Consider the following 11,241-nt stretch of genomic DNA (forward strand, 5'->3'; position numbering starts at 1 on the left):
AATGTAGTGTTTGAATAGCTTTTTATGCTGTGGCGGTTTTAGTTACCAGTCATTCTAATAAAGAAAAAGCCCTAACAGTTTGCTGTTAGGGCTTTTGGTTGAGAGTCAATCTGTATTAATTAGCGTGACGCTGTTTAGGTACTTTGATCTTAAACAGCATGGTATAAAGCACAGGCACAACAATCAGGGTCAGCACTGTGGCAAAACCAAGGCCAAACATAATGGTTACCGCCATTGACTGGAAGAACACGTCAAATAGCAGTGGGATCATGCCTAAAATGGTGGTAATCGCAGCCATCGCTACAGGGCGAACACGGCTTACACCAGAGTCAAACACTGCTTTATAAGGGTCTTTCCCGCTATCGAGTTCAAGGTTAATTTGATCAACTAATACAATGCCGTTTTTGATGAGCATGCCGCTTAAACTAAGTAAGCCAAGCAGTGCCATAAAGCTAAATGCTGCATTCATTAGTAATAAACCTGCCGATACACCAATGATTGCTAACGGCACCGTCGCCCATATTACTAATGGTTGCTTAACAGAGTTAAACAGCAGTACTGTGATTGCGAACATGGCTAAATAACCAAGTGGCAATGAACCGAAAATGGCTTTTTGTGCTTTGCTTGACGACTCAAACTCGCCGCCCCATTGCAGTTCATAGCCATTAGGAAGTTTAATGGCTTCTATATCTTTGCGAACACGTGCAAAGAGCTTTGCTGGTGTTTCATCACCAATAACATCGTGGTCGGCCATCACTGTGATAGTACGCTTACGATCACGTCGCATGATCAAGCTGTCTTCCCACTCAACCACAAAGTCATCAACCACTTGTGTAACGGGTACAAACACACCTAACACAGGGCTGTATATTTGTAAGTCACGCAGGCTTTCAACGTTTAAGCGCTCTTCTGCAGGCGAGCGGGCAATAATGGGCAGCATTTGCGTGCCATCTTTATAAACACCCACTTGCTTACCTGATAAGCTGGTTAACAGCAGCTGATCGAGGTCAGATTTGGCAATCCCTAAACGACGGGCTTTTTGCTCGTTAAACTGAGGGCGAATTAACTTAGAACGTGCTCGCCAATCGTCACGAATGTTAAATGCTCCTGCATCTTGATGCAGAATGTCTTTTGCCTCTTTTGCTAACTGGCGAAGTACCACAGGATCAGCACCAGAAAAACGCGCTTCGATTTTTGCATCAGTTGATGGGCCAATTTCCATACGTTTAACTTTAAGCTGAGCATCAAGTACGTGCTCGTGTTGGTAATCACGTACTTTTTTGATCATAGTGGTGACGGCTTCACGGTCTTTTACACGAATAATCAATTGCCCATAAGCTGGGTATGATTTTTCAGGTGCGTAAGTCAGCATAAAGCGAGGGGCACCTTGACCGACTGTCGTTGTTACTTCTTCTACAAGAGGGTCTGCTTGTAAGAATTTTTCAAGTTTTGCGACGCCATCCATTGTGGTATGAATATCAGCACCTTGTGTATGCCAATAATCAACATAAAACATAGGTGTATTTGATGCAGGGAAAAACGACTGCTTGATAAATTTAAAACCAAACACAGAACTCACTAGCATGATAACCATTATTAACAATGTGGTTTTACGATAACGCATTGCCGCATGTAACACGCCTTTATAGACATTAAAAATAACACCTTGATAAGGGTCTTCATCATGATGTGGCTGTTTTGCAGTTGCTTGTTTAAACATTAAATCAGCAAAAAATGGCGTCAGGGTGATAGCTGTGATCCAGCTTAATAATAATGAAATAAACAACACCCAGAACAAGCTGCCAGCAAATTCACCACTGGCATCTGAACTCAAACCAATTGGCGCAAATGCCGTAATAGCGATAACCGTCGCACCGAGTAACGGCCACTTGGTTTGATCAACTATGTTAGTTGCTGCTTGCAGTTTTGTTTGTCCGCGCTTGAGGTTTATCAATATACCTTCGGTTACAACAATGGCATTATCAACCAGCATACCTAAGGCAATAATCAGGGCGCCTAATGAGATACGTTGTAAATCTATGGCAAACAACTTCATGAAAATAAAGGTGCCTAATACGGTAAGCAGAAGTATTACACCAATCAATACGCCACTTTTAAAGCCCATAAAGACTAAAAGTACAATAATGACAATGGCAACCGCTTCAAGCAGGCTGATAATAAAGCCACTTACTGACTTCTCAACTTCGGCTGGCTGGTTATAAACGCTGTTGATTTCCATACCATGCGGTCGCTGGTATTCGAGTGACGCTAAATGAGCATCAATATTTGCCCCTACATCAACGACGTTTACGCCTGTGCTAAACGACACACCTACCAGTAATGCTTGCTGTTGGTTATAGCGAATAATATTGTTTGGTACTTCAGCGTATTCACGAAATACCTTAGCAACATCACCTAAATAAATAAGTTCATTTTCACCTGGCTTTGAAATAAGAAGATTTTCAAGCTCTTTAACGTCTTTGAATTCACCGGTTGGGTGTAAGCGAATTGACTCATCGCCGACGCGCACCTTACCTGCGTTCGACACACTATTTTGAGTTTGTAAAAGTTGATAAATGCGGTTGGGTGAAATACCTAGCTGGGCAAGTTTACGGGTTGAAATTTCAACCATAACCTGTGCTTGTTGCTCGCCACCAACAGTTACTTTACTAACGCCATCAACCAACACAAGCTCACGTTTTAAATAATCAACGTAATCTTTCAGTTCATCGTAAGAGTAACCATCGCCAGTTACCGCGTACATCACACCGTATACATCACCAAAGTCATCCATAATTTTACTCGGATAAACCCCAGATGGCATTGAGGCTGCTTGGTCGTTGATTTTACGACGCAGTTCGTCCCATATTTGGCGTAAGTCTTGTTTACGATAATTGCTTTTCATCTCGACGGTAATTTGCGATTTACCCGGTGATGAAATACTGGTCACGTAATCAACATACGGCAGTTGTTGAATCGCATTCTCTATGGGAAATGTAACTTCTTCTTCAACCTGTTGTGGCGACGCACCTGGATACAGGGTGATCACCATGGCTTTTTTTAATGTGAATTCAGGGTCTTCAAGTTGTCCTAAGCCAAAGTAAGCCACTGTTCCGCCAATAAGCAAAAACAGCGCAAACATCCAACTTACCACTTTCCTTTCGATAGCAAGTGCAGCAAAGCTCATTATAAGCCTCGCTCTTTTTGCCAAGGACGAACTTTCATGCCTTCTTCTAAAAAGTTAACCCCTGCAGCGACTATTTTTTGTCCTGCTTTGATACCCGATAATACTTCAATGCTATCACGATGTAGCTGTCCTACTTCTACAGCTTGCTTATGGACAAGGCCACTTTCTTCGTCATAAATCCATACATAACTATTGTTACTTTCAGGCTCGGTTGGCTCAGAGAAAACAGCTTCTACAGGTAATAATGTATAGGGTGATTGTGAGTTGGTGATCTTGCTTAAATCAATATCAACGCGGCCAGTCATACCTTCAAGTAGATTAAAATCTTTAGGAACCGGTAAAGAAAATACCACTTTATAGGTTAGGGTGATTGGATCTGCTTGAGTATCAAATTCTTTCACAGACAGTTTATAAGATTTGTTAGGATAGCCATCAAAGACAACATCAGGTTGATATTCAACATCTTTATCGATGCGTGCAATGAGTTTTTCTGGGACTTGAATAACAACATCCATTAAATCACGGGTTTCAAGTCGTAAAATATTCTGCTTGGCTTGAATGTTCTCAAAGTTTTTAACAAACACCTTTGCTACAGTGCCTGCAAACGGCGCACGTAATTCACTGTTATCTAAATTCGTTTTGGCTATCTTTAATGCTGATTCTGCTACTTGCTTGTTAGCAAGGGCTTGGTCTAACTCAGATTGACTGGCGATTGAACGGTCAAAAAGCTTTTGTACACGTTCAAGTTGAGACTCTGCGAGTTCAAAACGCGCTTTGCGCTCATCATATTGTAGTTGAAAGTCTTCAGGGTCGAGTTTGGCAAGCAGCTGTCCTTTTTCAACATGCTGACCGGCAAGCGCTGGGAACTCAAGTAACTCACCATTCACTCTAAAGGCGAGATATGAACCTTGGTTAGCAACAACTTCAGCTGGAAAACTACGTATAGTTTCATCTGAAAGATTACTTATAGTGAATAATTTTACCGGGCGCACAACTGGCTCAACCTCAGTATTAGATGCCTGCTCAGAACATGCCGCAAGCATCAAAATTAGGCTCGTAGTTATCGCAACGAATGCCAATTTCATTGTCTTCTCCATAGATATGATGCATAAATTAGCTGCAGGATACGCTGCAAACATATAAAATAAAAATTATTAAATTTTAGAAACATCATTAATTTTATTTATATAGTGGTTTTTATATCATGAACCTAAATCAACTCGTTATTTTAGATGCAATTGTACAGAGTGCTAGTTTGAGCCAAGCCGCTATAAAACTTCATAAAACCCAACCTGCACTAACACTGGCGATAAAAAAACTCGAATCTGAGCTGGGGTTTGAGCTTTTAGACCGTAGCCAGTATCGCTTACATCTTACTGAAAAAGGCCGTATTTTTTATCGTGAGGCACGTCAGTTACTTAACGCAAACAGTGAACTGAGCTCGCTTGCTAAAGAGTTGGCGCTAGGAAATGAAGCTAATTATAAAATTTGCTACGAGCAACTTTGCCACCAACCTAGTTACAATCAAGTCATAAGTGAAACCTTCCAACGTTTTGCTAGTACTGAGTTTAGTATTTCTTCAGGTAAACGCTTTGTATCCCTTGAACAAGTAAACAGTCATCAAGCGGACTTAGGGATTGGGCCTTGGTTTGACCTGTTCCATGCAACAGGGGATCTTGAAAGTTTGCCTATAGGTAAATTTGATATCGGTATAGTCAGCGCACCTAATGTGGTACCTAGTAAAATTAGCTTTGCTGATATTCAAAATTACCCATGCTTGGCTATGTTTGAGAGTGACTTGAGTTTCGATAGTGATAGGTTGTCTTATACATTGGGCTCTGCATTAATGAAAATTGACGATATAACCAGTGTAAAGTCGTTTTTACTGTCTGGTGCGGGTTGGGCGATGATTAGTTTGCAACATTGCCAAGCTGAGATTGAAGCCGGTTTGTTGCAGCAAATAAAAATTACTGACCGTGAACACCAGTTTGGCGCTGAAATACGTGTTTTTAGGCAGCACTCTGTCCATCATGGCCCTGTTGCGAGAGCTATTTGGCAAGATTTTAGCGAAGTCAGCAAACAGTATTTGGAGTCTAGTCGTGCAGCAGGCAACTAAAGAAGATTTAATTTATACCATTATTTGCGCCATTCCAGCGGGAAAAGTAGCCAGTTATGGGCAAGTTGCAAAGCTTGCAGGTTATCCTAATAACGCAAGGTTAGTAGGGCGGTTATTGAAAGTGATGCCTGAAGGTTCACGTATTCCGTGGCATCGAGTAGTAAATAGCCAGGGCAAAATATCGTTTCCAGAGGGTAGCAATAAACATCTTGAGCAACGACAAAAACTACTCAGTGAAGGCGTTACCTTTAACAAGGCCAAAATTAATATGCGCTTGCATCAGTGGCACTAATAAACATACAAACTAATTGATAAGTAGTGGCAAACACAGCCAACCAGCACAAATACATGCCAAATTGCATGGCTGTAATGGCGAGTTTTAGCACTGTAAAACACAGTGCCTAAACTGTAAGCAATCCCACCTGCTAGCAGCCACCATAAAGCGCTTAAATCAAGGTTTAAATAAAGTGGGTAAACAAGCGCTAATGCAAACCAACCCATTAATAAATAGGTAGCGAGTGAGACCTTTTTATTGGTGTTTTTGACTAGTAACTTATACGCAACGCCGCCAAGTGCTAAAGACCAAATAAACACTAAAGCTGCAATTGACCATGCCCCTGATAACGAAATAACCAAATAAGGCGTGTAAGTACCCGCAATAAGCAAGTAAATAGCACAGTGGTCACATTTTTTATAAATGGCCCGTATACGCTCCTTGGTGCTTGCGTGATACAAAGTAGAAGCTAAAAATAATACCAGTAGGCTTGCTCCATAGACGATGGCACTTACCGTAGCTGATATAACGTTAGATTGTGATATTAAATCCCACAGCACATATACCGCAAACAGGACTCCCATGCTGTGAGTGAGCACGTTAAGTTGTTCTTCTTGGCGTGAGTAGGGGAGTTGTTCTGTCATATCTATCTACTAAAAATGAGTGATTAAAACAGTTTCAGTGTACAAGTGTACGCTGAAGTTGGCAATGCTTATTTTTTCACTAAATATTAGTCAAAATATCTAAATTGGTTGGTATTATTAACTAACCCTGAATGAGGTTAAAAAATAAATATATTTTTAAATTCTTTAAAATCAATAATTTAAAATTTATTTTCAGGGTGGCACAACCTTTGATTAAGTAATTACGACTAATTACTTAAAGAGACAAGGAATACCACTATGAATAACTCACTTAAATTAACTACTGCTGCGTTACTTGTATTTGCGTCAACTCAAGCAAGTGCTACTGACTTTGAATTAGATATCAGCAACACAATTACACAATCTGTTAAAAGCTATGTTCAACAAGCAAGTAACGAATTGAAACAAAGCGTAATGAACAGCATTGAGTTTGATGCTCAAAAGTTACTAGATACTTACATGAGTGAAGATGCAATTGCTTCGAAAGAAGAAGAGTTAAAAGTTGCTCAAGCTCCTAAAGCAACAAACAAGCAGTAAGGAAACAAGACAATGAGTAGTGAAATCAGCTTATTTTTACTTATGGTTGCACCGGTTTTGAGTTTACTCAGTGCATATGCATCAATCGAATTATTTCGTAACGTTGCGCAATGGTTCAACTTCTAAAGTACAAGTAGATATTAAGATTTCATGAAATATTGATCGGCGGATAGAAAGCGCACGTAATTAAAGGCATGTGGTTTTAGAATAGTAGACTTTATGAAGCGTGCGATTTTTCCTTTACCGGTTTTTATTTTACCTGAAGGGTTCACCAAGCTAAGAATCTTTGAGCAACGTTATTTAACAATGGTCAAAGAAGCTGTGCAAGATAATACAGGTTTTGTGCTTTGCACTTACCAACACGACACAGACCTTAACTTGCCCGAGATAGGTTGTTTAATGCAAATAACCGATTTCAATCAAGATGATAATGGCCAACTATTAATTGATGTTTATGCTGAACATGCGGTTTCTATTCACAACGCTAGTCAGGACAAGCAGCAGCTACGCCATGCTGACATCGAAATAACTACGTCACCTTCGTGGTATGTAAGCACGCCAATTAATGACGAAAACACCTTACTAAGTGACACACTTCGTGCTGTGTTTGCAAATCAGCCTGACTTAGCGGGTCTATATAAAACTCCACAATTTGATAACCTTGCTTGGGTCGCTGCTCGTTGGCTAGAGATCCTGCCTATATCGTTAGTTAAAAAACAACAACTTGCTTATAAATCTAGCTTTGAAAACTTGCTAAGTTTCCTCCATACTCTAATTAACAACGAATTTACTGATTAATGTGATCTAACATCAACTTTTTGGCGTATTACTACAAACGACAATAATTGGATGACATAAAGATGGTAAGTCAACAACTTCAAACAGGTTGTAAACCTAACACAGGTCAATACTCTGCCATGCCAGATACACCAAGCAAAGAGCTTGCTGATGCATTATTTGCTGTTGCTACGCACCGTGATAAACGTGCGTTTGCAATACTTTTCCAATATTTCTCACCAAAAATTAAACGTTTTGGGATAAAGCAATTCGGCTCTGAAGCACAAGCAATGGAATTAGTTCAAGAAACGTTAACCTCAGTTTGGCGTAAAGCACATCTTTACCATAAAGAGAAAGGGGCGGCGACGACATGGGTTTATACCGTGATGCGTAACGCATCTTTCGACATGCTCAGAAAAATGAAGAGCAGTAAAGAAGAGTGTATTAGTGAAGATATTTGGCCTCTAATTGATGAAGCCCAGCCGGGTCAACACGAATTTAGTGACCACTTAGAAGATAAACAAATTAAACAATACCTTGATAAATTACCACTTGCACAACGTGAAGTCGTGCGTGGCGTTTACTTTCAAGATATGTCGCAAGAGCAACTTGCTGAGCATTTAAATATTCCCGTAGGCACAGTGAAGTCCCGTCTTCGCTTAGCCTTGCAGAAGTTACGCAATGAAATGGGAGACCACCATGATTAAGCACCATCCTAGCAACGAATTACTTGCCAAGTTCAGTGAAGGTAATTTACCTGCCACTTTGAGTGTTGCAGTCGCTATTCATGTTGAAATGTGTCCTGTGTGCCAAAAAGAGTTAGCCGCGCTTGAGGCAAAAAATGCTGACGACATATTTATCGAATCTGCTAATGATATGGATGATATGTTCGATAAAACTCTTTTTGATGCCATCATAGCTGACGAGTCAATCGATGAGGTATACGAGCAAGCACAGGTATCGGTTGATGTTAAAGATAAAACCTACACATTACCTAGAGCACTTACGCGTATTGGTCACAGTAACTTTATGCAAATAGGTAAACTTGCCCGCTCTCGCATTGATTTAGACGACGGCCCATTACGAGCAAGTCTATTGCACATTGATGCGGGTGGTGAAATACCTGAGCACACGCATACGGGGTTTGAGCTAACTTTATTATTAGATGGTGAGTTTAGTGATGAAGACGGACACTATGTTCCAGGTGACTTTATGATGTTAGATGGTCGCCACAATCACACGCCAAAAACAATTGAAGGGTGCTTGTGCTTTACAGTTGTTAGTAGTGCCCTACACTTCAATAAAGGTATTAGTAAATTACTAAATCCAATTGGTAATCTAATCTATTAGTAGAGTTTATATGCAGCAATCGACAATTAAAATTGGTTTAAGCGCCTGTTTAGCAGGCGACAAAGTTCGCTTTGACAGTGGACACAAAAAATCTAATTTTTGCATGGATGAGTTGGCTAATCATGTTGAGTATAAAAAGTTTTGCCCTGAAGTAGCGGTAGGGTTGCCAATCCCTAGACCAACGATTCGCCAAGTGCGAGTTGGCGACACCATTAAAGTGTGCCGTCCTGATGGTACTGGCGATGTTGGCCCTAAACTAACAGAATATGGTAAACGAGTGGCAACAGAGCAAACCGCTGAGTTAAGCGGCTTTGTGTTTTGTGCCAAAAGCCCTAGTTGCGGTATGGAACGTATTAAAATCTACAACGAAGCGGGTACAGGTAACACCTCAGAAGGTGTCGGCTTTTTTGCAGAGCAAATAATGGCGCACAATCCATTGTTGCCTTGTGAAGAAAACGGTCGTTTAAACGATATGCATCTTCGCGAAAACTTTGTTATGCGCGTTTACACCTACAAGCATTGGCAAACACTATGTGAGCAGCCACTCACAGTTCATAGACTGACCCAGTTCCATGCTCAATATAAGTATTTATTGATGGCACATAATTACGAAGCTTACCGTAGTTTAGGGAATTTACTGGGCACCTTTGATGGTGAAGATATCCAAGCCTTGGCAGATGAATATATTCTAGGGTTAATGACAGCCCTCAAAAAACCAGCTTCTCGCAAAAACAATGCAAATACCTTGATGCATTTACAGGGTTATTTCAAAAAGTCACTTTCTAAAATAGAAAAGCAAGAACTAAGAGATGCAATTGACGAATACCGTAAAGGTCTCGTACCACTTTATGTTCCACTGACATTAATTAAGCATCATTTAAAAGTTCACCCAAATGAATACTTGGCGAAACAAGTTTATCTAGACCCCTATCCGAACGAATTAAAACTACGCTACGGAATTTAATGAACACTTTATTTTGGTTTAGGCGCGATTTGCGCCTTTTTAATAACGATGCACTATATCAGGCAATCGAAAATGGTTGCGAGAATGCAGTTTTTTTTATTACTGAAAAGCAATGGCAAAAACATGATGTGGCAACTATACAGCTTGATTTACTAAAGCGTAGGCTTGGCTTTTTAGGTGAGCTTTTAGCCAGTAAAGGTATTAAATTATATGTCATTGATGCGGTTGATTACGATGGGTGCGTTGAAAAATTAGCGTCATTTTGTGAGCAACATCAGGTAAAAAATGTATACGCTAACAACGAATATGAGCTTAACGAAGTAAACCGTGATAAAGCGTTTTTACAGCATGCTGACAGTAAAAATATTGCTTTTTATGCATACGACGGCGATGTAATTGCGCCACCTGGAAGCATCAAAAATCAAAGCGGCGAAATGTTCAAAGTATTCACGCCATTTAAAAATGCATGGCTAAAAGTTTATCAAGACACCCACTTTTATTTTGCTGAGCCGCCTAAGATGTTCGAGGCCATTGAATGGCAGCCAAATGAGTTATTAGACTCTGACGGCAGCTCAGAAAAATGGCCTGTTGATGATGATACCCTCAGCCACGTTTGCGCACGCTTTATTGAAGAAAAGCTAGCAACTTATCAAGACCAGCGTGATATCCCAAGCATTAAAGGCACTTCGGGATTAAGCCCATATTTAGCCTTGGGTATTGTTAGCGTTCAGCAATTATTGGCACTTATTCAGCAGCGCCATCCTGATGTACTACGTAGCAGCAAAAGTAACTTGTTTTGTTGGGTTAACGAATTGATTTGGCGTGAGTTTTATCGTCACCTTATTGCTATTTATCCAAGCCTAAGTAAATACGACAACTTCAATGATAAATACAACGCTGTGAAATGGCGTGATGATGAGAGCGACTTTAAAGCGTGGTGCGAAGGTAAAACAGGCTACCCACTAGTTGATGCTGCAATGAGGCAGTTACTGCAAACTGGTTGGATGCATAATCGTTTGCGCATGGTGGTCGCAAGCTTTTTAACTAAGCACTTATTAATAGATTGGCGTAAAGGCGAGCGCTTTTTTATGCAGCACCTTATAGACGGCGACCTTGCCTCTAACAACGGTGGCTGGCAATGGGCTGCAAGTACGGGATGTGATGCTCAGCCGTATTTTCGAATTTTCAATCCAATCACCCAAAGTGAGCGATTTGATCCAGATGGTGAATTTATCCGTAAATATCTACCAGAGTTGGAAAAAGTACCTGCAAAGCAAATCCATTTTCCGCATGATTATTTAGCGAAACAGGGTAAGTCGAGCAGTTATTGGCCAGCAATTGTTGATCATAAAGCCGCGCGAGAGCGAGCGCTAAACGCATTTAAGGTGTGAC

General features: G+C 40.6%; 11 protein-coding genes. 8 read left to right on the top strand and 3 right to left on the bottom strand.

Going from position 1 to position 11,241, the window contains the following annotated elements; translation table 11 throughout:
- Positions 1-115: 115 nt before the first annotated feature.
- Positions 116-3,187 carry an efflux RND transporter permease subunit gene (locus ACSFVZ_RS08535; protein WP_435558608.1) on the bottom strand — a complete coding sequence of 1,024 codons (3,072 nt, stop codon included), beginning with the start codon at positions 3,185-3,187 and terminating at the stop codon, positions 116-118.
- Positions 3,187-4,272 carry an efflux RND transporter periplasmic adaptor subunit gene (locus tag ACSFVZ_RS08540; RefSeq protein WP_135926368.1) on the bottom strand — a complete coding sequence of 362 codons (1,086 nt, stop codon included), beginning with the start codon at positions 4,270-4,272 and terminating at the stop codon, positions 3,187-3,189. Before ACSFVZ_RS08540 ends, ACSFVZ_RS08535 begins: the two co-directional genes overlap by 1 nt.
- A 119-nt stretch (positions 4,273-4,391) precedes the next feature.
- On the opposite strand from ACSFVZ_RS08540, the gene ACSFVZ_RS08545 reads away from it, so the two are divergent.
- Both ACSFVZ_RS08545 and ACSFVZ_RS08550 read left to right on the top strand, forming a co-directional pair.
- On the top strand, positions 4,392-5,303 hold the full coding sequence (locus ACSFVZ_RS08545) for a LysR family transcriptional regulator (protein ID WP_135926369.1): 912 nt from the start codon (positions 4,392-4,394) through the stop codon (positions 5,301-5,303).
- Positions 5,287-5,595, top strand: a complete 309-nt coding sequence (locus ACSFVZ_RS08550; protein ID WP_235383426.1) for an MGMT family protein — start codon at positions 5,287-5,289, stop codon at positions 5,593-5,595. The genes ACSFVZ_RS08545 and ACSFVZ_RS08550 overlap by 17 nt, the downstream gene beginning before the upstream one ends.
- On the opposite strand, the gene trhA is transcribed toward ACSFVZ_RS08550, so the two are convergent.
- Positions 5,592-6,221 (bottom strand): PAQR family membrane homeostasis protein TrhA, encoded by a 630-nt coding sequence (trhA, locus tag ACSFVZ_RS08555; RefSeq protein ID WP_235383427.1) that lies wholly within the window; start codon positions 6,219-6,221, stop codon positions 5,592-5,594. The genes ACSFVZ_RS08550 and trhA overlap by 4 nt on opposite strands.
- Before the next feature lie 258 nt (positions 6,222-6,479).
- On the opposite strand from trhA, the gene ACSFVZ_RS08560 reads away from it, so the two are divergent.
- The 6 genes from ACSFVZ_RS08560 (at position 6,480) to phrB (ending at position 11,240) form a co-directional block, all read left to right on the top strand.
- Positions 6,480-6,758, top strand: a complete 279-nt coding sequence (locus ACSFVZ_RS08560; RefSeq protein WP_135926372.1) for a hypothetical protein — start codon at positions 6,480-6,482, stop codon at positions 6,756-6,758.
- Between the two features lie 219 nt (positions 6,759-6,977).
- Positions 6,978-7,556, top strand: a complete 579-nt coding sequence (locus ACSFVZ_RS08565; RefSeq protein ID WP_135926373.1) for an LON peptidase substrate-binding domain-containing protein — start codon at positions 6,978-6,980, stop codon at positions 7,554-7,556.
- 62 nt (positions 7,557-7,618) lie between these two features.
- On the top strand, positions 7,619-8,242 hold the full coding sequence (locus ACSFVZ_RS08570; protein ID WP_135926374.1) for a sigma-70 family RNA polymerase sigma factor: 624 nt from the start codon (positions 7,619-7,621) through the stop codon (positions 8,240-8,242).
- The gene (locus ACSFVZ_RS08575) at positions 8,235-8,885 is read left to right on the top strand and encodes a ChrR family anti-sigma-E factor (RefSeq protein ID WP_135926375.1); all 651 of its coding nucleotides are present in this window, start codon (positions 8,235-8,237) and stop codon (positions 8,883-8,885) included. Before ACSFVZ_RS08570 ends, ACSFVZ_RS08575 begins: the two co-directional genes overlap by 8 nt.
- Positions 8,886-8,895: 10 nt before the next feature.
- Positions 8,896-9,849 (top strand): YbgA family protein, encoded by a 954-nt coding sequence (locus ACSFVZ_RS08580; protein WP_135926376.1) that lies wholly within the window; start codon positions 8,896-8,898, stop codon positions 9,847-9,849.
- Entirely contained in the window at positions 9,849-11,240 is a 1,392-nt protein-coding gene (phrB, locus tag ACSFVZ_RS08585; protein WP_235383430.1) for a deoxyribodipyrimidine photo-lyase, read from the top strand. The genes ACSFVZ_RS08580 and phrB overlap by 1 nt, the downstream gene beginning before the upstream one ends.
- Position 11,241: the final 1 nt, after the last annotated feature.

The organism is Pseudoalteromonas nanhaiensis (assembly GCF_051235485.1).
GTDB lineage: Bacteria > Pseudomonadota > Gammaproteobacteria > Enterobacterales > Alteromonadaceae > Pseudoalteromonas > Pseudoalteromonas lipolytica_C.

Excerpts from the sequence above, each read along its gene's own strand:
- ACSFVZ_RS08535 (WP_435558608.1), bottom strand. The coding sequence starts at position 3,187 with ATGAGCTTTGCTGCACTTGCTATCGAAAGGAAAGTGGTAAGTTGGATG.
- ACSFVZ_RS08540 (WP_135926368.1), bottom strand. The coding sequence starts at position 4,272 with ATGAAATTGGCATTCGTTGCGATAACTACGAGCCTAATTTTGATGCTT.
- ACSFVZ_RS08545 (WP_135926369.1), top strand. The coding sequence starts at position 4,392 with ATGAACCTAAATCAACTCGTTATTTTAGATGCAATTGTACAGAGTGCT.
- trhA (WP_235383427.1), bottom strand. The coding sequence starts at position 6,221 with ATGACAGAACAACTCCCCTACTCACGCCAAGAAGAACAACTTAACGTG.
- ACSFVZ_RS08560 (WP_135926372.1), top strand. The coding sequence starts at position 6,480 with ATGAATAACTCACTTAAATTAACTACTGCTGCGTTACTTGTATTTGCG.
- ACSFVZ_RS08565 (WP_135926373.1), top strand. The coding sequence starts at position 6,978 with ATGAAGCGTGCGATTTTTCCTTTACCGGTTTTTATTTTACCTGAAGGG.
- ACSFVZ_RS08570 (WP_135926374.1), top strand. The coding sequence starts at position 7,619 with ATGGTAAGTCAACAACTTCAAACAGGTTGTAAACCTAACACAGGTCAA.
- ACSFVZ_RS08575 (WP_135926375.1), top strand. The coding sequence starts at position 8,235 with ATGATTAAGCACCATCCTAGCAACGAATTACTTGCCAAGTTCAGTGAA.
- ACSFVZ_RS08580 (WP_135926376.1), top strand. The coding sequence starts at position 8,896 with ATGCAGCAATCGACAATTAAAATTGGTTTAAGCGCCTGTTTAGCAGGC.
- phrB (WP_235383430.1), top strand. The coding sequence starts at position 9,849 with ATGAACACTTTATTTTGGTTTAGGCGCGATTTGCGCCTTTTTAATAAC.